We start from the raw sequence: 19,311 nt of genomic DNA, 5'->3' as shown, positions 1-19,311 counted from the left end.
GGCTTGTCTCCCAGATCAGACGAAGGGCCAGAGCAGCAGAGTGGTGGCGAAGCCCAGGCACCCCAGCAGGGTGGTCAGGACGGTCCAGGTACGCAAGCCGTCGGCGACGCTCAGGCCGACCAGCTTGGTGAAGATCCAGTAGCCGGCGTCGTTGATGTGCGACACGGCCAGACCGCCGGCGCCCATGGCCAGGCACAGCAGGGCCATGTGGTTGGCCGAGAGGTCCAGGGTGGCGATCAGCGGGCCGAGGATGCCGGCGGTGGTGACCAGGGCCACGGTGGTGGAGCCCTGGACCGCGCGCAGCAGCAGGGTCAGCACGAAGCCCAGCGCCAGCACCGGCAGGCCGGTGGCGCGCAGCAGCTCCGAGACCACCGCGCCGATGCCGGTGTCCACCAGCACCTTGCCGAAGACCCCGCCGGCACCGGCGATGAGGATGACCATGGCCACGCCGGGCAGCGCCGAGCCGATGACGTCCGAGACCTGCTCGCGCGACCAGCCGCGGCGGAAGCCCAGCACATAGGCGCACAGCAGGGTGTCGATCAGCAGGGCCACCAGGGGCGCGCCGACCACGGTGAGGATGTCGCGCAGCAGGTTGCCGGCGGGCAGCCAGCTGGTGGCCAGGGTCCCCAGCAGGATCAGCACGATGGGCAGCAGGATCAAGGTCACCACCAGGCCGAAGCCGGGAGCTGGCGCGGGCGGCAGACCGGCGGCGAGGCCGGCCGGGGTCTCGTCGACCTTGACCGCGGCAGCACCGAGGCTGGGCAGGCCGGGGGCCATGTCCTGGCCGCGGCCCCACTGCTGCAGGTGGGTATCGGTGATCTGCGGACCGTAGACGTCGCTGCGGATGTCGTCGGTCATGGGGTAGTGGCGACGGGTCATGCGCCCGGCCACCCACCAGCCGATCAGGGCCAGCACGGCGGTGATCGGCAGGCCGAACAGCAGCACCCGACCCAGGTCGGCGCCCAGCTGGCCGGCGGCGGCCACGGCGCCCGGGTGGGGCGGCAGCATGGCGTGCACGGTGAGCATGGTGGCGCACATCGGCAGGGCGAAGACGATCAGCGGCTTGCGCGCGGTGCGGGCGATGCCATAGGCCAGCGGCATCAGCACGATCACGCCGACCTCGAAGAACACCGGGATGCCGACCAGGAAGCCGGCCAGGGTCAGCGCCAGCGGCGTGCGTCTGTTGCCGAAGCGCTCGATCAGCGTCTTGGCCAGGGCCTCGGCGCCACCGGAGAGTTCGATGATGCGGCCGATCATGGCGCCCAGGGCGATGATGATGGCGATGTGGCCGAGGATCTTGCCCATGCCGCCTTCGATGGTCGCCACCAGCTTGGACGGCTCCACCCCGGCGGCCAGGGCCACCAGGATGCTCACCAGCATCAGCGCCACGAAGGGCTGGAACTTGTACTTGAGGACCAGGAACAGCAGCAGGGCGATGCCCGCCGCGGCGATGAGGACCAGCAGCAACGGACTCATGAGCGGGACTCCGGGCAGGTGAGGCTGACGACGTGGGACATGGCACTTTCCTCGCTATTGTTGTTTTTCCAGGGCAAGCCGATCCCGCGACGGCCGGCAGGGGCCATCGTGGGGGGGGGTCGGTCGCGCGGGCTTCAGGTCACCAGACGGCGCCGAAGGTCTCCGCCAGTTCGGCCAGCGCGGCGGCATCGAGCGGCGCCGGGCGCGGCTCGCTGAGCAGCCACAGCCGCGCGGTTTCTTCCAGCTCCTCCAGGGCGAAGCTGGCCTTGCTCACGCTGCTTTCCCAGACCACCGGACCTAGGCGTTCGAGCATCACGCCGCGGACCCGGTTGGCCAGTTGCGCCACCTGCTCGGCGACGCTGGCGGCGCCGGGGCGGGCATAGGAAATCAGCGGGATATGGCCGACCTTCATCACCTGGTAGGGGGTGATCGGCGGCAGGATGTCGTCGGGGCGCCAGACGCCGGCCAGGGTCAGGGCCACCAGGTGGGTGGAGTGGGTGTGCACCACGCCGCCCACGCCCGGATTGCGGTCATAGACCTGGCGATGCAGGGCCAGGGTCTTGGATGGCTTGTCGCCGGAGACCCAGTCGCCGTCCAGGCCGACCTTGGCGATGGCCGCCGGATCGAGGCGACCGAGGCAGGCATCGGTGGGGGTGATCAGCCAGCCGTCTTCCAGGCGGGCGCTGATGTTGCCGGCGCTGCCCACGGTGTAGCCGCGGGCATAGAGGCTGGCGCCGACGGTGCAGATCTCTTCGCGCAGGCGGGCTTCGGCGCTCATGGCTGTTCTCCCGCCAGCTGGCGCAGGGCCTTGGCGAAGAAGTCGCGACTGCCGAAGTTGCCGGACTTGAGCGCCAGGGCCAGGGGTTCGCCCTGTACCTGGCCGAGGGTAGCCGGCACCCCCGGATCGATCTGGGCGCCGATGCGCAGGGCCTGTACACCCAGGGCCTGGACCACGGCGCCGGAGGTCTCGCCACCGGCCACCACCAGGCGGCGCACGCCGCCCTCGAACAGGCCACGGGCGATCAGGCCGAGGGCACGTTCCACCAGTTCACCGGCGCGCGCCACGCCCAGCTCGCGCTGGATGGACTTGACCTCGTCGGCGGGACTGGTGGCATAGATCAGTACGGCCTGGTCCTGCTCGCGCGCCCAGGCGAGGGTGGCGTCGATGCTGGCGTCACCCTGGGCCAGCGCCAGCGGATCCAGGCGCAGGGCCGGGCGACCGGCTTCCAACCAGGCGGCGACCTGGCCATTGGTGGCCTGGGAGGCGCTGCCGGCCAGGACCGCCTCGCCACCGGCGGGCAGGTCGAGGGCGGCGGCGTCGTGCGTCTGGAGCAGGCCGGCGCGGCGGAAATTCTCCGGCAGGCCTTGGGCGATGCCCGAGCCGCCGGTGACCAGGGGCAGCTCGGCACAGGCCGCGCCCAGGGTATGCAGGTCGGCATCGGACAGCGCATCGGCGATGGCCAGGCGATGACCCGAAGTACGCAGTTCGGCGATGGCCGCGCGCACGGCCTCGGGGCCCTTGGCGACCTGGTCGTAGCGCAGCAGCCCGACGGTGCCGCGGCTCTGCGCCTGCAGCACCCGCACCAGGTTGGCGTCGCCCATGGGCGTCAGCGGGTGGTGCCGCATGCCAGACTCGCTGAGCAGCTGGTCCTGGACGAACAGGTGGCCACGGAACAGGGTGCGCCCGGTCTCCGGGAAGGCCGGGCAGGCCAGGGTGAAGTCGCAGTCCAGCGCCTCTTGCAAGGCCTCGGCCACCGGGCCGATGTTGCCCGCGGCGGTGGAGTCGAAGGTCGAGCAGTACTTGAAGAAGAATTGTCGGCAACCGCGCTGGCGCAGCCAGGCGAGGGCGGCCAGGGATTCGCTCACCGCCTCGGCGGCCGGCGTGGTACGGGATTTCAGCGCCACCACCACGGCGTCGGCGGCGTCCAGTTCGGCGTCCGCCGCGGGCACGCCGATCACCTGCACGGTGCGCATGCCACCGCGCACCAGCATGTTGGCGAGATCGGTGGCGCCGGTGAAGTCGTCGGCGATGCAGCCCAGCAGCGGGCGGGTCTCGGTCCGGCTCATCGGGATCACTCCGCGGCCTTGGGCAGTTCGATGCCCGGGAAGATCTTGATCACGGCCGAGTCGTCTTCGCGACCATAGCCGGCGGTGGAGGCCTGCATGAACATCTGGTGGGCGGTGGCCGACAGCGGCAGCGGGAATTTCGAGGTGCGCGCGGTATCCAGCACCAGGCCCAGGTCCTTGACGAAGATGTCCACGGCGGACAGCGGGGTGTAGTCGGCCCTGAGGATGTGCGGCACGCGATTCTCGAACATCCAGGAATTGCCGGCGCTGTGGGTGATGACCTCGTAGAGGGCTTCCGGATCGACGCCTTCGCGCAGGCCCAGGGCCATGGCCTCGGCGGAGGCGGCGATGTGCACCCCGGCCAGCAGCTGGTTGATGATCTTGACCTTGGAACCCTGTCCGGGCGCATCGCCCAGGCGATAGACCTTGCCGGCCATGGCGGCCAGGACCGCCTCGCCCTTGGCGTAGGCCTCCGCGGTGCCGGAGGTCATCATGGTCATCTCGCCGCTGGCGGCCTTGGCCGCGCCGCCGGAGAGCGGGGCGTCCAAGAGCAGGATGCCGCGCTCGGCCAGGCGCTCGCCCAGCTCGACGGCGTAGGCCGGGGCCACGGTGGCGCAGGCGATCACCAGGCTGCCCGGACGCAGGGCAGAGGCGGCGGCGCCCTCACCGAACAGCACGGCTTCGGTCTGTTCGGCGTTGACCACCACGGTGACGAGGATGTCGCAGCTGTCGGCCAAAGCGGCGGGTGAGGTGCAGGCCACGCCGCCTTCGCTGGCGAAGGACTCCAGCACGCTGGCGCGTACGTCACAGGCATGCACGGCGAAGCCGGCACGCAGCAGCGAACGGGCGACGCCCAGACCCATGGCCCCGAGGCCGATGACACCGACGTTGTCTTGCATCTTGTTGTTCTCCAGAAAAGGTCAGGCGAAGCCGGCCTGCCGCAGGCGGCGGGCGGCGTTGTAGATGTGCTGGCGGGCGGCGTTGGCGGCGGCCAGGGGATCGCCGAGGCGAATGGCGGCGACGATGGCCTGGTGTTCTTCGTGCACCTGACGGGAGAAGTCCTCGCGCCGCGCCTCGTTGGTGCGGGTGATGCGCGTGGCCGTCTCCAGGTACTGGCTGACGAATTCCAGGGTCCTGATGAAGTAGGGATTGCCAGTGGCCTGGGCGATGGTGCGATGGAAGGCCACGTCGGCGCGTACGCCGTCATGACCGTCGGCGACCTCTTCGTCGATGGCGGCCAGGGCCTCGTCGATGGCCACCAGATCGGTCTCGCTGCGGTTGATGGCGGCTTCGGAGGCGATCTCGGCCTCGATGGCGCGGCGCAGGTCCAGCAGGTGGAAGACGCTGCCGGGCAGGCTGGCTTCGTCGGCGTCGATGCGCAGCGGGCGGATGCCGGCATGGGTCGTGACGAAGATGCCGCGACCCTGCTGGGGCTGCAGCACGCCTTCGTTCTTCAGCCGCGAGATGGCCTCGCGCACCACGGTGCGGCTGACGCCGAAGGCTTCGGACAGCAGGGCTTCGCTGGGGATCTTGCTGCCGGGGGCGAAGACGCCGGCTTCGATCTTGTCCAGCAGCTGCTGGGCGACGTTGTCGCTCAGCACATTGGCGGGAACCTTGGCGAACATGGAGACCTGCTTATGTGGTTGTAAGGTTGTCATACAGGTTGTAGCGCTACTTTCGCACAGGCTTTTGCCTTTGTGTAGTGGTTTTGGCGGAGGCACTACGGAATTTTTGTGACGGATTCTACGGCTGTGAGCCGCAAGCTAGAGCCGCTGGTAGGTGTTATAATGTAACACTTCTGATGGGAGCCTTGTCATGACCCCTGCAGAACGCCTGGCGCAACCTGCCGCGGACTACATGAATGCGTCCCAGCGTGGCGACCTGCGGCGAGGAATTCGCGGTTGCGCTGCCCTCACCCCAGCTCTTCCCCCTTGAGGGAAAGGGGCGGTATGGCGCAGGAAGGAGTACCCGTAGGCTGGGTTGAGCCGGCTTCATCGTCGAAGCCAGCAGGCGGGGCACCGTTGGGCTTCGGTGGCGCTCAACCCAACCTACGCCAACCGCTGCGCCTCGAACAACTCGCCCGGTCGCACGATCTGGTCGCGCGCGGCGATCAGGGGCAGATCGCGGCTGCCGGGGCCGGTGCGGGCGACCAGGGCGTAGAGGGCGCTGACCGCATGGGACGCCGCAGCGGGCGTGGACTGGCCGTTGAGCAACTGGCCCAGCAACACCGCGGAAAAGACATCGCCCATGCCGTTGGGCAGCGGCTGCAGGTCCAGGTAGGGCGTCTGTACCAGCCAGGCATCCGTGGCCTCCACCACCAGGGTGCTGAGGGCGTCGGTCGGCAGGTCCGGGGTGCGCAGGCTGGTGATGACAATGGTCGTAGGGCCCGGTTGGCCGGGGCGACCGAGCAGCAGCCGGGCGGCGCTCACGGCGTCGGCGGTGTCGGCCAGCGGCTGGCCGTGCAGCAACTCGAATTCGTACTGGTTGGGGGTGATCAGGCTGGCCTGTTCGATGGCCCGGCGGCGCAGGAAGTCAGGGATACCGGGGCGTACGAAGATGCCGCGGCCGACGTCGCCCATCACCGGATCGCACAGGTACTGCAGGTCGCCGCGCTGGCGGCGGATCTCCTGCACCACGCCGAGGATCACCTCGCCGATGGCGGCGTCGCCCAGGTAGCCGGAGAGCACCGCCACGCAGCGCGCCAGCACGCCGCGGGCGCGCAGGCCGTCGAGCACGTCGTGGATGTGCTCGGGCGGAAAGACCTGGCCCTTGAATTCGCCGTAGCCGGTGTGATTGGAGAATTGCACCGTGTTGACCACAACCGGTTGCAGGCCGAGCAGTTGCAGCGGCAGGGTGGCGGCGGCATTGCCGACGTGGCCGTAGGCGACATGGGACTGGATGGACAGCACCAGCGGCGGCTGGGCGGGCAGGGCGGCGGGCATGGCGATCTCTCGGGCGGCGGGCTCGGGGTCAGGAGCCGGAAGGGTGGAGGCCTGCAGCTTACCGCAGCCCTTCCGGCGAACCCTAACCCGCCTGTGGCGGTCTGCATCGGCAGTGCAGATCGCTCCCGGCGCTGGCTACACTGGAGCGGCTGTCTTCCATCTCTGGCCCCAAGGAGAAACGGGGAATGTCCGAGCTTCGCTTCGCACGTCTGGTGTTGGGTCTGCAGGCCCTGGTCTGGTTTGGCCTCGCCCTGGCGCATTGGTTCTATCCCTACGAGATGGCCAATGCCCGTGGCATGGTACTGATGGATTCGGCGTCGGTGGCCGAGGCGCGGGTCTGGTACGGCGGCATGCAATTCGCCCTGGCGCTGTTCGCCGTGCTGGCGTTTCGCCGAGCGGAATGGCTGTCGGCCGGCCTGCTGCTGGTGGCCTTCGTGCAGTTGACGCTGTTCGTGGTGCGGCTGATCAGCGGCGTATTGGGCGAGTCGGCCACCGCCGAGCTGGATCTCTATTCCCAGGGCTATCGCCTGGTGATCGGCATCCTGGCCCTGCTGGCGCTGCGCGCCCACCGCCGCCACGAGCAGCGGGAGCTGGAGAATCGCCGCCTCTACCAGGGCCAGTAAGCGGACCAGTGCCAGCAGCTAGCGCTAGGGTCGGGGCCGCGCGGTGTCGATCTGATCGCTGCGAGCGAGGCCCTGGGTCAGCTGGCGACAGAGGTCGAGGAATTCGACCATGGCTCCGGTCTGGTACTTCTGCTTGTGCCAGATGAAGCAGAACTGGCGACGCAGATCCAGGGTCGGCGTCGCGATGGGCACCAGGGTGCCGCGGGCGAAGGCATCGCGCAGGGCCAGCCGTGACAGGCAGCCGATGCCGAGCCCAGATTCCACCGCGCGCAGGATGGCCTCGGTGTGTTCCAGCTCCAGACGCACGTCCAGCGGCTGAGCGTGATGCCGCATGGCCTGGTCGAAGGTCAGGCGGGTGCCGGAACCCTGTTCGCGCAGGATCCAGGCCTGGGCCTCCAATTCGGCCTGGGTGGCCTGTCTGCCTGCCAGGGCGTGTCCGGGCGCGCAGAACACCACCAGTTCATCCTCGATCCAGGGCTGTACCTCCAGATCGGGATGCTGGCAGTCGCCTTCGATGAGGCCGAGGTCGATGTCATGGTTGGCGATGCGCTGCACCACGCTGGCGGTGTTGTGCACGTGCAGGCGCACCCGGCAGTCGGGATGGCGCTGCATGAAGTCCCCCAGCAGTAGGGTAGCCAGGTAGTTGCCGATGGTGAGGGTGGCGCCGACCTCCAGGGAGCCGAAGCCGGTCTTGCCGCGCAACAGGTTTTCCACCTCGGCGCTGCGATCGAGCAGCGCCACCGCCTTGGGTAGCAACTGGCGCCCCAGGGCGTTGAGCGTCAGACGCTTGCCCGCGCGGTCGAACACCCGGCAGTCGAATTGCCGTTCCAGTTCGCCGAGGGCGGTACTGGTGGCCGACTGCGACAGACTGAGCGCCTCGGCCGCCCGGGAAACGCTTTCCTGGCGGGCCACGGCGACGAACACCTCGAGTTGACGCAACGTGAATCTCATATCTGCCTTTTGGATAACCCATATTCGAATTATTCATTTCACGGATATTTTCCCCCTCTATAAACTGTCGCGCAATTTCTATCCAGCCCCGGGCTGTACCGATTTTTCCTGGAGTCATCGATGAGCAACCTGTACACCGAGCGCGTCCTGAGCGTTCATCACTGGAACGACACCCTGTTCAGCTTCAAGACCACCCGTAATGCGGGCCTGCGTTTCGAGAACGGTCAGTTCGTGATGATCGGCCTGGAAACCGAAGGCGGTCGTCCGCTGATGCGCGCCTACAGCATCGCCAGCCCCAACTACGAAGAGCACCTAGAATTCTTCAGCATCAAGGTGCCGGACGGCCCCCTGACCTCGCGCCTGCAGCACCTCAAGGAAGGCGACAACCTGATGGTCAGCCGCAAGCCCACCGGCACCCTGATCCTCAGTGACCTCAAGCCCGCCAAGCACCTCTATCTGCTGAGCACCGGCACCGGCATGGCGCCCTTCCTGAGCACCATCCAGGATCCGGAAACCTACGAGCGCTTCGAGAAGGTGATCCTGGTCCATGGCGTGCGCTACGTGAACGAGCTGGCCTACGCCGACTTCATCACCAAGACCCTGCCGGAGCACGAATTCATCGGCGACCTGGTCCGCGAGAAGCTGATCTACTACCCCCTGGTCACCCGTGAGGAATTCCGCAACCAGGGTCGTCAGACCGACCTGATGCGCAGCGGCAAGCTGTTCGCGGACATCGGCCTGCCGCCGATCAATCCGCAGGACGACCGCGCCATGATCTGCGGCAGTCCGAGCATGCTGGACGAGACCAGCGCCGTGCTGAACGAATTCGGCCTGACCATCTCGCCGCGCATGGGCGACCCGGGCGACTACCTGATCGAGCGCGCCTTCGTCGAGAAGTGACGCGACCCGGCTCCCCGAAAACCCGCCCTCCGGCGGGTTTTTCGTTTCCGCGGTCCGGCGGGCTGAACTCCCCCGGCGCCGGATCGGTCGGTTGCTGCGAGGCGTGTCATGGCGACACGCCATTGCCGGGAGTCCCCATGAAGCCCTATGTGATCTGCCATATGATGTCCTCGGTCGACGGTCACGCCCTCACCGACGGCTGGGACCGCGCCGTCAAGAAGCAGGCCGATGCCACCTACGAGCGCCTGGCCGAGCGCTTCGATTTCGATGCCTGGGCCTGTGGCCGGGTGACCATGGAAGAGATCGCCCACGGCGAGGGCTATCCCACCGGCGTCGCCCAGGCGCCCATCCCGCGCACCCACCATTTCGCCACGCGCGACGCCAGCAAGTACGCCATCGCCATCGATCCCCAGGGCAAGGTGGCCTGGAAGAAGAACGAGGCACTGAATTCCCATGTGGTGGCGGTGCTCACCGAAGGGGTCAGCGACGACTACCTGACGCACCTGCAGAGCATCGGCGCCTCCTACGTCTTCGGTGGCAAGGACGAACTGGATCTGAGCGCCGTGCTGGACTTGCTGAACGCCGAGCTGGGTATCGAGCGACTGGTGGTGGAGGGCGGTCCCCACGTCAGCGGCTCCTTCGTCGCCGCCGGGCTGGTGGACGAGATCAGCGTGCTGATCATCCCGCTGGTGGATGGCCGTGGTGCCCATCCGGCCTCCTTCGAGATCGCCGAACAGGCCTGGAAACAGCCGCTGTACCTCAAGCTGGATACGGCCGAAGCCCAGGACGATGGCAGTGTCTGGCTGCGTTATCGCCGTAGCTAGCCGAGCGCCTTGGCCAGGGCCAGGGCGTCGGCATCCGCCTCCGCCTGGGCCTGCAGCGGGCAGACTCTGCTGGCGTAGCGGGCGATCACCTCGGGCACCTGGGCCAGCGGGACCGGTCGGCTGATGTGGTAGCCCTGGATGAAGTCGCAGCCCAAGGCGCACAACAGGCGCAGCTGTTCCAGGTGTTCGACGCCCTCGGCGGTGACCTTGAGCTTGAGCGGCCGGGCCATGCCGATGATGGCCTGGACGATCTGGTGATCGGCATTGCCTTCGACCAGCCCGGTGACGAAGGAGCGGTCGATCTTCACGGTATCGATCGGCAGGCGTTTGAGATAGGCCAGCGACGAATAGCCCGTGCCGAAGTCGTCGATGGACACCGTCACGCCCAGGTCGCGGATGCGTTGCAGCAAGTCGGCGGTGGGCTGCACGTTCTTGACCAGGGCATTCTCGGTCACCTCCAGTTCCAGCCGTCGCGGCGACAGCCGATGAGCGTCCAGCCGCCAGGCGATCTGCCCGGGCAGGGCTTCGTTGCTCAGACTGAGCGCCGAGCAGTTGACCGCGATGCGCAGGTCCGCAAGGCCGGCGGCGGTCAGCTCCATCAGGTCCTGACAGGCGCGTTTGAGTACCCAGGCATCCAGCTCCTCGATGAAGCCGTTGGCTTCGGCCACGCCGAGAAAGACATGGGGCGCCAGCATGCCGAGGCGGGGATGATCCCAGCGGATCAGGGCCTCGGCCTTGTCCAGCTGGCCGCTGGCGACGTCGAGGATCGGCTGATAGTAGAGCTGTAGACCGCGCTCCTCGGTCAGCGCCTCGCGCAATTCGGCTTCCAGCTCCAATTGCAGCGAGATTTTCTCGCGCAGGGTCTCGTCGAAGAAGCTGTAGGTGTTGCGGCCATTGCCCTTGGACAGATAGAGCGCGAGGTCGGCGCTCTTGAGCAGTTCTTCGCAGCAGCCGCCGTCGCGCGGATAGAGGCTGATGCCGATGCTGGTGGTCATCACCAGGGTGCGGTTGCCGATGGTGACCGGATTGCGCAGCCGTTCCAGGATGCGCTGGGCCAGGTGCCGGGCTTCGTCGGGGCCGGCGAGGCTGGCCAGGATGCAGAATTCGTCGCCACCGAAACGGGCCACCAGATCGCCTTCGCGCACCGCGTCGCGAATGATCTTGGCCATGGCCACCAGCAACTGGTCGCCGGCATCGTGGCCGAGGCTGTCGTTGATGCGCTTGAAGTGATCGATGTCGAGAAACATCACTCCCAGGCTGCGCCCCTGCTGAGCGTGGCGCTCGAGTATCTCGGCGAAGGCCTGGTTGAAGGCGCGGCGATTGTGCAGATCGGTGAGCGGATCGTAGTGGGCGGCCTGCTGCAGCGAGGCGCGGGCTTCGTCGAGCTGGCCGACCAGGGAATTGACCCGCTCCAGGTCGTTTTCCTTGCGCTGCAGCTGGCGATCGGCCCAGGCCGCGCCCAGGCCGCCCACCACCAGCAACAGGGCGCTGATGGCGATGCCGACGCCGAGCTGCCAGGAATTGCTGGCGCCCTGCAGGGCGCTTTCGTTCTGGGCGGGGGCGATCAGCACCATGGACCACATGCCGGTGAAATGCATGGCGGCGATGGCCAGGCCCATCACCAGGGCGGTGGCGATGCGCAGCCAGCGGTAGATGCCGGTGTAGTGACGGCGAAAGATCTGGATCAGTTGCAGAGCGGCGAAGCTGGCGACCACGGCGATGCCGATCGACAGCAGGAAGGGCAGCGGGCGATAGAGCACCACGGCCTCGGTGTGCACCGCGGCCATGCCGGTGTAGTGCATGAGCACGATGCCCACGCTCAGCACCGTGCCGGCCTTGAGTCGCTGACCCAGGGTGAGGTCGGGCTGGCTGAGGGCGGGCATGGCCATGAGTCCGGCCAGCACCACGATCAGCAGCGAGGCCAGGGTGATCAAGAGGTCGTAGTGCACCCGCGTGGACACGGTGAAGGCCAGCATGGCGATGAAGTGCATGCCCCAGACGCCGAAGCCGAAGCTCAGGGCGCCCATCAGACTCCAGGCACGCCGCCGCGCCAGGGTACGGGTCTGGCCGATGCGCTCGGCGAACACCAGGGTGACGTAGCAGGCACTGACGGCGACGAGATAGGCGAGCGCCACCAGCCAGCCATCATGCTGGCCGTGCAGGTGTACTTGCTCCTGGGCAAGAGGGGCGACGAGGAAGTCGAGTCCCAGCCAATTATTCATTCCGTGGCCTCGGCAGGAAGTCTGGCGCGGCTGGAGGAAGACGGCCCGGCGGGATCTCCGGCTCGGGTAGATTTCACAACGGCAACCTGCGCTTTGAGGTTAGCTTGCCTTGCCCTATCGGCGTGGTGAAGAGGGGCTTGAGGCCGCAGCCATGCAGTTAGCGCGCGAGGTTTTTTAGCGGCGGCAAAGTCACTTCGCGACCCGGCAGACGCAGGTCAGCAAAGCGCTCTAGATAGCTGGCTAGCGATTTTATGATATCACCTGGCCAGCGCGATGACCGTTCGTCGAACAGGGCGCTGACGAACGGTCGTGGTAGGGAGAAATCGGCCAAAAAGGCCGACCTGAAAGGATTCAGCTGACCACGCGGTAGCAGGGCTCATAGGCCGCGCCACCGGGCAGCTTCATGCGGTGCTGCTCGACGAAGGCCTGCAGCAGCCGATCCAGCGGTCGCATGATGTCGGGATCGCCATGGATCTCGTAGGGCCCGCGCTCCTCGATCAGCTGGATGCCCTTGGCCTTGACGTTGCCGGCGACGATGCCCGAGAAGGCGCGGCGCAGATTGGCGGCCAGCTCGTGGGGTGGCACGGCATGGGTCAGTTGCAGCGCGGCCATGTTCTCGTGGGTGGGATCGAAGGGACGCTGGAAGCCTTCCTCGATGCGCAGCAGCCAGTTGAAGTGGAAGGCGTCGTGACGCTCGCGACGGAATTGCTTGACCGCCTTGAGGCCCTGGGCCATCTGCCGGGCCACCTCGACCGGATCGTTGACCACGATCTGGTAGTGGCGCTGGGCGGCTTCGCCCAGGGTGGCGCCGATGAAGGCGTGCAATTGCTCCAGGTAAGGCGCGGCGCTCTGCGGCCCGGTGAGCACCACCGGGAAGGGAATGTCCCGGTTGTCCGGGTGCATGAGGATGCCCAGCAGGTAGAGGAATTCCTCTGCCGTACCGGCGCCGCCCGGGAAGATGATGATGCCGTGGCCCACGCGAACGAAGGCTTCCAGGCGCTTCTCGATGTCCGGCAGGATCACCAGTTCGTTGACGATGGGATTGGGCGCCTCGGCGGCGATGATCCCCGGCTCGGTGAGTCCCAGGTAGCGACCGCCCTGCAGGCGCTGCTTGGCATGGGCGATGGTGGCGCCCTTCATCGGACCCTTCATCACGCCCGGGCCGCAGCCGGTGCAGATGTCCAGACTACGCAGGCCCAGTTCGTGGCCGACCTTCTTGGTGTACTTGTATTCCTCGGTGCTGATGGAGTGACCGCCCCAGCACACCACCATCTTCGGCTCGACGCCGGCGCGCAGGGTACGGGCGTTACGCAGCAGGTGGAAGACGTAGTCGGTGATGCCTTCGGAGCTCTCCAGATCGATGCGCAGGCTGCTCTGTTCGCTCTCGGTGTAGACGATGTCGCGCAGGGCGCTGAACAGCATCTCGCGGGTGCTGGCGATCATCTCGCCGTCGACGAAGGCGTCCGAGGGCGCGTTGATCAACTCGAGGCGCACGCCGCGGTCCTGCTGATGGATACGGATCTCGAAATCCTGGTAGGCCTCGAGGATGGTCTTGGCGTTGTCGCTGTGGGCGCCGGTGTTGAGGATGGCCAGGGCGCACTGGCGAAAGAGCTGGTAGAGGTTGCCCGAGCCGGCCGCGCTGAGCTGCTGGACCTCGCGCTGGGAAAGGGTCTCCAGGCTGCCCTTGGGGCTGACCTGAGCGTTGATGACCTGTCTGCTTGGAGCCATAGATGCTTCCCTATCGGTGATACGGCCGAACGGCGGCCGTAGCCGGGTGCGGACCGCCTCATGCGATCCGGCAAGGTCATTGTTGGGGCCTTGGACGCCGGAATGCAAACCGGGCGACGTCAGGGCGCCGCGGTCACGTCCAGTACCCGGATCCGGTCCGCGGTCGGATAGTGCCAGTGCACCTCCACGTCCCAGAGGCGCACCCCATAGCGGCGCTCGGGTGCCGGCGCCTGATAGGCCGGGCGCGGGTCCTGAGCCAGGCACTGCTCGATCAGCTCGGCCAGGGGCTCGCCCAGGCGCTGGCCGTGGGCCTCCGCCTGGACGCGCGCCGCGTCCGCCCAGCCTACCGCGAGGACCGGCGGCGGCGCCTCGGCGATGGCGTTGTGGACGCCCGGCGGACTGTCGGCGTAGGGCACATAGGGCTTGATGTCCAGCACCGGAGTGCCGTCGAGCAGATCGATCCCCGAGAGCAGCAGCCGTCCCGGTTCGAAGCCGTCCAGGCGCACCACCGACTGGCCGATGCCATTGGGTCTGTGGGTGGCGCGGGTGGCGAACACCCCCAGGTAGCTATTGCCGCCCAGGCGCGGTGGCCGCACCCGCAGCCGCGGCTGGCTTTCCAGCGCCTGGTGGAAGAGGAACAGCAGCCAGACATGGCTGACGCCTTCCAGGCCGGCGACCGCCTCGGGTCGGTCGAAGGGCGGCAGCAGTTCCAGCACGCCACGGGCGGCCGGAGCCAGGGCGGGTTGCCGGGGAATGGCGAATTTCTCCTTGAAGCAGGAGCGGACGTGGCCGATGGGGGTGACGCTGTACTGCATGGGACGGGGCCGTCTGACGCGGGGCCGGTCATTATGCCCTGCCCGAGACCTCGGCGGCGGCTGGCGCCTCGTCGGCGTTGCGGCGCACGCCGCGCAGATTCATCGCCGCCAGGCCCAGCTGCAGCACGATCAGGGCATAGGCCTCGGCCTGCAGCCCCCAGGCGATCCACAGTCCATTGCTCAGCAGGAATACCCAGAAGCCGAGGTTGCGTCGGCCCTGGCGCTGGGAGGCCACCAGCCAGGCGGCGAGCAGGGTGATGGCCATGGCCGGCCATTGCAGCAGATCGAGCGCTTCCATGGAAAACCTTCAATAGATTGAATAATGAAGGTGAGCGCTGGAGGCCGTCTTGAGTTCCGAACGAGCCGATCAGGGCGCCGGATGGCGTTCCCGGACGTAGGCGATGAAGCCGTCGATATCGGCACTGCACAGGTATTCGCCCGCGGCGAGGATCTCGGCTTCGGGCCAGTCCCACCAGGCGATGTCGAGCAGCGCCTGGCAGGTGGCCTGGGGAAAGCGCCCTTTGATGAAGCGCGCCGGATTGCCGCCCACCACCGCATAGGGCGGCACGTCGCGGGTGACCACGGCACCGGCGGCCACCACGGCGCCATGGCCGATGGTGACGCCCGAGAGGATCAGCGCATCGGTGCAGATCCAGCAGTCGCTGCCGATCACCACGTCACCCCGGGTGCCGCCATGATCCTTGATGTGGGCCAGGTCGTCGACGAAGGCGGGGAAGGGATAGGTGGTCACCCAGTCCAGCCGGTGCAGGCCGCCGAGGAGGATACGCACCCCCTCGGCGATGGAGGTGTAGCGGCCCAGACGCAGGGTGGCGCCCTCCTTGAGATCGAACACCTTCGGCGCGCCATAGGTGCCGGCGCCGATCTCGTAGTCGGGCAGCTCGCGCCGCAGGCGCGCCGTGCGCTGGTGCAGGCGGGGCAGGGTGGCCAGGGCCTGGCGTTCACGTTTCTTGCGCAGCTTGTCGAGAAAACCCATGGCGGTGCCCTGACGAAAAGTATCCGGCAGGATACCGAAGCGCCCGGGCCGCGCTCAATCGTCGGGGTCAGGTTGATCGCCCGCGAGCGTCGGCATGCCCAGCTGATCGGCGAGATCCTGGAGGTCGCTCGCTTCGAGATCCCAGCCGCCGCTGGACATCTCGCCACCGGCCGGCCCCTTTTCCCGTGGGCGCTGGATGAAGGCCGTGGCCAGCCCCAGCTCCTTGGCCGCCTGCAGGTCGCCATTGTGGGCGGCGCAGAGCATCACCTGTTCCGGTTGCAGGTCGAGCAGGGCGCAGGCGCCCAGGTATACCTCCGCGGCCGGTTTGTAGCGCTGGAAGAGATCGGCGCCAAACAGCATGTCCCAGGGCAGCCCGCCGTGGCGGGCCATGTTCAGCAGCAGGCTGACGTTGCCATTGGAGAGGGCGCAGACCGGATAGCCCTGGCGCAGCCGCTGCAGGCCCGGCACGGCGTCGGGCCAAGGGGCCAGCCGGTGCCAGAGGCGATTGATCCAGGCCACCTCGGCGGTGGTCAGGCCGACCAGCCCATGGCGTGGCAGCAATTCGTCCAGCGCCAGGCGATGCACCTCGTCGAGGGGCAGCCAGGGCAGGCTGCGGGCGGCGATCTGCGGCAGGATGGCCTCGTAGGCTTCGGCGCGCCAGGCATCGGCCAGCCGCTCCCAGTCGCCCTGGACGCCATGCTTGGCGGCCAGCCCCTGCAGGCCCTCGACCAGGCTGCCGCGCCAGTCCACCACGGTGCCGAAGACATCGAAAAGTAGCGCCCGGACGGTCGTCGTCATGGGTAGACTCCTGCAGAAGGTTGTCTCCACCAGACGGAGCACGGGTGACGGGGGTTCCCCCGGAGTGCCCGAAGGTCATCCCCTGCCAAAGGATCCCTGCATGACATTGCGTCACCTCAGCCACTGGGTGTTCGACCTGGACGGCACCCTGACCCTGGCGGTACACGACTTCGCCGCCATTCGCCGGCACCTGGGCATTCCCGAGCAGGCCGACATCCTCCACCACCTGGCGGAGCTGCCGGCCACCGAGCGCGAGGCCAAGCACGCCTGGCTGTTCGAGCACGAACGCGAACTGGCCGTTGCCGCCCGCCCGGCGCCGGGGGCGGTGGCCCTGATCCGTCGCCTGCACGAGGAGGGTCGCCCGCTGGGCATCCTCACCCGCAATGCCCGCGACCTGGCGCTGCTGACCCTGGCCGCCATCGGCCTGGAAGACTGCTTCGATCCGGCTGCCGTGCTGGGGCGCGACGAGGCGGCGCCCAAGCCCGATCCGGGTGGCCTGCTGCGGCTGGCCGACCTCTGGCAGGTGGCGCCGGCCCGCCTGGTGATGGTCGGCGATCACCGCTACGACCTGGAGTGCGGCCGAGCCGTGGGCTGCCATACCCTGCAGGTCAATCAGCCGGGCGACCCCTGGCCGGCGGCGCGTGACCAGCGCTTCGAGACCTGCGCGGAGATCCTGGCGGCGCTCTGACGCCGGAAATTTGTCCGTTAGGCGTAAATAGTCTGTTGTTTGCCTGGCCGCTGGCTAAGATGCCCGCTTCGGATCAGGTCGGGCCAGCCATATGAGCCTCCACACGCCTTCGAGCGATCAGCCACCCTCCAGCGATCTGCGCCAGTACGAGCGCCAGGCGCTGGAGAGCCTTGCCACCGGGCTGCCCCTGACCCAGGTGCTGCATGCGCTGCTGCAGCGGGTGGAGGCCCTGGCCCAAGTCCGGCTGCATGCCTGCATCCTGTTGCTCAGCGAGGATGGCCGCTATCTGCAGGACGGCATCGCGCCGAGTCTGCCGGAAGCCTACAGCCGCGATCTCGGTCGGCTGGAGATCGGTCCGCTGGCGGGCTCCTGTGGCACCGCCGCCTATCGGCGCGAAGCCGTCTATGTCGAGGACATCGCCTGCGATCCGCTGTGGGCCGGCGCTCGCGATCTGGCGCTGCGCTACGGTCTGCGGGCCTGCTGGTCGATGCCGCTGCTGGCGCTGGATGGCCGGTTGCTGGGTACCTTCGCCAACTATTATCTGGAGCCGCGGCGCCCCCTGGCCGCCGAGCGCAACGCCTTCCGCCTGGTCACCGAGACCGCCGCCCTGGCCATCGAGCGTCATCAGACGGATCTGCAGCTGCGCGAGAGCGAAGACCACTATCGGCACCTGGTGGAGCTCAATCCCCAATACACCTGGACCTGCGATCCCAGTGGTCGGCGCATGGTCTTCTCGCCGCGCTGGCAGCAGCTGACCGGCCAGCCGGTACTGGAAGCCGAGAGCTTCTGGGCGCTGCTGCATCCGGACGATCGCCGGGCGACCCGGCAGGCCTGGGACGCCGCGCGCCGCACCGGTCAGGCCTACGACCGGGAGCACCGGGTGCGGGTGGCGGACGGCAGCCACTGCTGGCTGCGCACCCGCGCCTATCCGCGGTGCGATAAAGCGGGCGCCGTGATTCGCTGGTACGGCACCAGCGAAGACATCGACGACCGCCGCGAGGCCGAGGAGGCCCTGCGTCGCGAACGCGCCACCCTGGAGCTCCAGGTGCGCGCACGAACCGCCGAACTGGAGGAGAGCAATCGCCAGCTGCGTGAAGAGATGCAGAGTCGCGCCCAGGCCGAAGAGCTGCTGCGCCAGGCGCAGAAGATGGAAGCCGTGGGCCAGCTCACCGGCGGCATCGCCCATGATTTCAACAACCTGCTGGCCGGCATCCAGGCCAGCCTGGATCTCATGCGCCGCCGCCTGGCGCCGGAGGCTCTGAACGGGGTCGGCGGCCTGCTCGATACCGCCACCCAGTCGGTCGGCCGGGGCGCCAGTCTGACCCATCGGCTGCTGGCCTTTTCCCGCCGTCAGACACTCAATCCCCAGGCGGTGGACGTCGCCCGGCTGATCGGCGATTTCCAGGAGTTGCTGCTGCACAGCCTGGGGCCGCAGATCCGCTGCCAACTGGAACTGGACGCCGAACTCTGGCTGGTCGACGCCGATCCGCACCAGCTGGAAAATGCCCTGCTCAACCTGGCCATCAACAGCCGCGATGCCATGCCGGCGGGCGGCACCCTGACCATCCGCGCACGCAACTGGGTGCAGTCCGACACCGATCCGGCGCTGCCGGCGGGCGACTACCTGCTGATCGAGGTGGGCGACAATGGCGTGGGCATGACGCCAGCGGTGCTGGAGCGCGTCTTCGAGCCCTTCTTCACCACCAAGCCAGTGGGCCAGGGCTCGGGCCTGGGGCTGTCCATGATCTATGGCTTCGTGCGCCAGTCCCGCGGCCAGGTGAGCGTGACCAGCGCGCCGGGGCAGGGCTGCCGCGTGAGGCTGCTGCTGCCGCGCCATCCGGCCATGGCCGTCCACGCCCCCCTGACCGTCGCCAGCGCCCCGGCCGCCCGTGCGCTGCCCGGCGTCCGGGTGCTGCTGGTGGAAGACGATGCGGTCATTCGCCAGTTGCTGGTGCAGGTGTGCGTCGACCTCGGCTGGCGCTATCGCGACGCCGTCGATGCCGAAGCGGCGCTGGCGGCGCTGCGCGAAGGCGAGGGCTTCGACCTGCTGATCACCGATGTCGGGTTGCCGGGGTTGAACGGCCGCTTGCTGGCCGGGGCGGCCCGTACCCTCAGACCTCACCTGCCGATTCTCTTCATCACCGGTTATGCGGCGGGCAACGAACCTCCCGTGCCCCTGGTCGGCGAGCGCATGGCGCTGCTGGGCAAACCCTTCACCCTGGAGGCCCTGGTCGCCCAGGTGCGGGAGCTGCTGGACGCGCCCGCCGCCTTGGAGCGCTGACG

18 protein-coding genes are annotated in these 19,311 nt (G+C 68.0%); 5 read left to right on the top strand and 13 right to left on the bottom strand.

Annotated elements, in window-relative coordinates:
- Window positions 1-15 precede the first annotated feature (15 nt).
- The 6 genes from RCF34_RS06330 to pdxY all read right to left on the bottom strand — a co-directional run bounded on the left by RCF34_RS06330 (window position 16) and on the right by pdxY (window position 6,485).
- Window positions 16-1,476: an SLC13 family permease gene (locus tag RCF34_RS06330; protein ID WP_308707383.1), complete on the bottom strand. Its 1,461-nt coding sequence runs from the start codon at window positions 1,474-1,476 to the stop codon at window positions 16-18.
- A gap of 139 nt (window positions 1,477-1,615) precedes the next feature.
- Window positions 1,616-2,254 carry an aldolase gene (locus RCF34_RS06325; RefSeq protein ID WP_308707382.1) on the bottom strand — a complete coding sequence of 213 codons (639 nt, stop codon included), beginning with the start codon at window positions 2,252-2,254 and terminating at the stop codon, window positions 1,616-1,618.
- Window positions 2,251-3,543 carry a 3-oxo-tetronate kinase gene (gene otnK / locus RCF34_RS06320; protein WP_308707381.1) on the bottom strand — a complete coding sequence of 431 codons (1,293 nt, stop codon included), beginning with the start codon at window positions 3,541-3,543 and terminating at the stop codon, window positions 2,251-2,253. Before otnK ends, RCF34_RS06325 begins: the two co-directional genes overlap by 4 nt.
- Before the next feature lie 5 nt (window positions 3,544-3,548).
- Window positions 3,549-4,442 (bottom strand): L-threonate dehydrogenase, encoded by an 894-nt coding sequence (gene ltnD, locus RCF34_RS06315; RefSeq protein WP_308707380.1) that lies wholly within the window; start codon window positions 4,440-4,442, stop codon window positions 3,549-3,551.
- 21 nt (window positions 4,443-4,463) lie between these two features.
- Complete coding sequence (locus RCF34_RS06310) at window positions 4,464-5,168, bottom strand: FadR/GntR family transcriptional regulator (protein ID WP_308707379.1); 705 nt, start codon at window positions 5,166-5,168, stop codon at window positions 4,464-4,466.
- Between the two features lie 423 nt (window positions 5,169-5,591).
- A complete protein-coding gene (pdxY, locus tag RCF34_RS06305; protein ID WP_308707378.1) occupies window positions 5,592-6,485 on the bottom strand; it encodes a pyridoxal kinase PdxY in 894 nt (297 codons plus the stop codon).
- 185 nt (window positions 6,486-6,670) lie between these two features.
- Here pdxY and RCF34_RS06300 point away from each other — a divergent pair, with 185 nt between their 5' ends.
- Window positions 6,671-7,108, top strand: coding sequence for a DUF4345 family protein (locus RCF34_RS06300; RefSeq protein ID WP_133863180.1), 438 nt, complete (start codon window positions 6,671-6,673; stop codon window positions 7,106-7,108).
- Window positions 7,109-7,132: 24 nt separating this feature from the next.
- Here the strand turns inward: RCF34_RS06300 and RCF34_RS06295 are convergent, their stop codons facing one another.
- Window positions 7,133-8,059: a LysR family transcriptional regulator gene (locus tag RCF34_RS06295; RefSeq protein ID WP_308707377.1), complete on the bottom strand. Its 927-nt coding sequence runs from the start codon at window positions 8,057-8,059 to the stop codon at window positions 7,133-7,135.
- A 120-nt stretch (window positions 8,060-8,179) separates the two neighbouring features.
- Between RCF34_RS06295 and fpr the strand changes: the two genes are divergently transcribed.
- On the top strand, window positions 8,180-8,959 hold the full coding sequence (gene fpr, locus RCF34_RS06290; protein ID WP_007160677.1) for a ferredoxin-NADP reductase: 780 nt from the start codon (window positions 8,180-8,182) through the stop codon (window positions 8,957-8,959).
- A 137-nt stretch (window positions 8,960-9,096) separates the two neighbouring features.
- Window positions 9,097-9,783, top strand: coding sequence for a dihydrofolate reductase family protein (locus tag RCF34_RS06285; protein ID WP_308707376.1), 687 nt, complete (start codon window positions 9,097-9,099; stop codon window positions 9,781-9,783).
- Here the strand turns inward: RCF34_RS06285 and RCF34_RS06280 are convergent.
- From RCF34_RS06280 to RCF34_RS06255, 6 genes are all read right to left on the bottom strand, one after another.
- Window positions 9,780-12,005 carry an EAL domain-containing protein gene (locus RCF34_RS06280; protein ID WP_308707375.1) on the bottom strand — a complete coding sequence of 742 codons (2,226 nt, stop codon included), beginning with the start codon at window positions 12,003-12,005 and terminating at the stop codon, window positions 9,780-9,782. The genes RCF34_RS06285 and RCF34_RS06280 overlap by 4 nt on opposite strands.
- A gap of 351 nt (window positions 12,006-12,356) precedes the next feature.
- On the bottom strand, window positions 12,357-13,733 hold the full coding sequence (gene ppnN / locus RCF34_RS06275; RefSeq protein WP_308707374.1) for a nucleotide 5'-monophosphate nucleosidase PpnN: 1,377 nt from the start codon (window positions 13,731-13,733) through the stop codon (window positions 12,357-12,359).
- A gap of 119 nt (window positions 13,734-13,852) precedes the next feature.
- Window positions 13,853-14,548 carry a tRNA (N6-threonylcarbamoyladenosine(37)-N6)-methyltransferase TrmO gene (tsaA, locus tag RCF34_RS06270; protein ID WP_308707373.1) on the bottom strand — a complete coding sequence of 232 codons (696 nt, stop codon included), beginning with the start codon at window positions 14,546-14,548 and terminating at the stop codon, window positions 13,853-13,855.
- Between the two features lie 31 nt (window positions 14,549-14,579).
- Window positions 14,580-14,846 carry a hypothetical protein gene (locus RCF34_RS06265; RefSeq protein WP_308707372.1) on the bottom strand — a complete coding sequence of 89 codons (267 nt, stop codon included), beginning with the start codon at window positions 14,844-14,846 and terminating at the stop codon, window positions 14,580-14,582.
- Window positions 14,847-14,915: 69 nt separating this feature from the next.
- A complete protein-coding gene (locus RCF34_RS06260) occupies window positions 14,916-15,542 on the bottom strand; it encodes a CatB-related O-acetyltransferase (RefSeq protein ID WP_308707371.1) in 627 nt (208 codons plus the stop codon).
- Window positions 15,543-15,596: 54 nt separating this feature from the next.
- Window positions 15,597-16,340, bottom strand: coding sequence for a haloacid dehalogenase type II (locus RCF34_RS06255; protein ID WP_308707370.1), 744 nt, complete (start codon window positions 16,338-16,340; stop codon window positions 15,597-15,599).
- Window positions 16,341-16,440: 100 nt separating this feature from the next.
- Here RCF34_RS06255 and RCF34_RS06250 point away from each other — a divergent pair, with 100 nt between their 5' ends.
- A complete protein-coding gene (locus tag RCF34_RS06250; protein ID WP_308707369.1) occupies window positions 16,441-17,028 on the top strand; it encodes an HAD family hydrolase in 588 nt (195 codons plus the stop codon).
- Between the two features lie 91 nt (window positions 17,029-17,119).
- Window positions 17,120-19,309 (top strand): ATP-binding protein, encoded by a 2,190-nt coding sequence (locus RCF34_RS06245; protein WP_308707368.1) that lies wholly within the window; start codon window positions 17,120-17,122, stop codon window positions 19,307-19,309.
- Window positions 19,310-19,311: the final 2 nt, after the last annotated feature.

The organism is Pseudomonas sp. 102515 (genome assembly GCF_031085165.1).
In the GTDB taxonomy this organism is placed as follows: Bacteria; Pseudomonadota; Gammaproteobacteria; order Pseudomonadales; family Pseudomonadaceae; genus Chryseomonas.
The sequence above is the reverse complement of the archived record's forward strand: the minus strand, read 5'-3'. Positions and strand labels throughout refer to the sequence as shown.

Coding starts and splice junctions, on each gene's coding strand:
- RCF34_RS06280 (WP_308707375.1), bottom strand. CDS start 12,005: ATGAATAATTGGCTGGGACTCGACTTCCTCGTCGCCCCTCTTGCCCAG.
- RCF34_RS06295 (WP_308707377.1), bottom strand. CDS start 8,059: ATGAGATTCACGTTGCGTCAACTCGAGGTGTTCGTCGCCGTGGCCCGC.
- pdxY (WP_308707378.1), bottom strand. CDS start 6,485: ATGCCCGCCGCCCTGCCCGCCCAGCCGCCGCTGGTGCTGTCCATCCAG.
- RCF34_RS06265 (WP_308707372.1), bottom strand. CDS start 14,846: ATGGAAGCGCTCGATCTGCTGCAATGGCCGGCCATGGCCATCACCCTG.
- RCF34_RS06255 (WP_308707370.1), bottom strand. CDS start 16,340: ATGACGACGACCGTCCGGGCGCTACTTTTCGATGTCTTCGGCACCGTG.
- RCF34_RS06310 (WP_308707379.1), bottom strand. CDS start 5,168: ATGTTCGCCAAGGTTCCCGCCAATGTGCTGAGCGACAACGTCGCCCAG.
- RCF34_RS06250 (WP_308707369.1), top strand. CDS start 16,441: ATGACATTGCGTCACCTCAGCCACTGGGTGTTCGACCTGGACGGCACC.
- RCF34_RS06300 (WP_133863180.1), top strand. CDS start 6,671: ATGTCCGAGCTTCGCTTCGCACGTCTGGTGTTGGGTCTGCAGGCCCTG.
- ltnD (WP_308707380.1), bottom strand. CDS start 4,442: ATGCAAGACAACGTCGGTGTCATCGGCCTCGGGGCCATGGGTCTGGGC.
- RCF34_RS06325 (WP_308707382.1), bottom strand. CDS start 2,254: ATGAGCGCCGAAGCCCGCCTGCGCGAAGAGATCTGCACCGTCGGCGCC.
- RCF34_RS06245 (WP_308707368.1), top strand. CDS start 17,120: ATGAGCCTCCACACGCCTTCGAGCGATCAGCCACCCTCCAGCGATCTG.
- ppnN (WP_308707374.1), bottom strand. CDS start 13,733: ATGGCTCCAAGCAGACAGGTCATCAACGCTCAGGTCAGCCCCAAGGGC.
- RCF34_RS06285 (WP_308707376.1), top strand. CDS start 9,097: ATGAAGCCCTATGTGATCTGCCATATGATGTCCTCGGTCGACGGTCAC.
- otnK (WP_308707381.1), bottom strand. CDS start 3,543: ATGAGCCGGACCGAGACCCGCCCGCTGCTGGGCTGCATCGCCGACGAC.
- RCF34_RS06330 (WP_308707383.1), bottom strand. CDS start 1,476: ATGAGTCCGTTGCTGCTGGTCCTCATCGCCGCGGCGGGCATCGCCCTG.
- RCF34_RS06260 (WP_308707371.1), bottom strand. CDS start 15,542: ATGGGTTTTCTCGACAAGCTGCGCAAGAAACGTGAACGCCAGGCCCTG.
- fpr (WP_007160677.1), top strand. CDS start 8,180: ATGAGCAACCTGTACACCGAGCGCGTCCTGAGCGTTCATCACTGGAAC.
- tsaA (WP_308707373.1), bottom strand. CDS start 14,548: ATGCAGTACAGCGTCACCCCCATCGGCCACGTCCGCTCCTGCTTCAAG.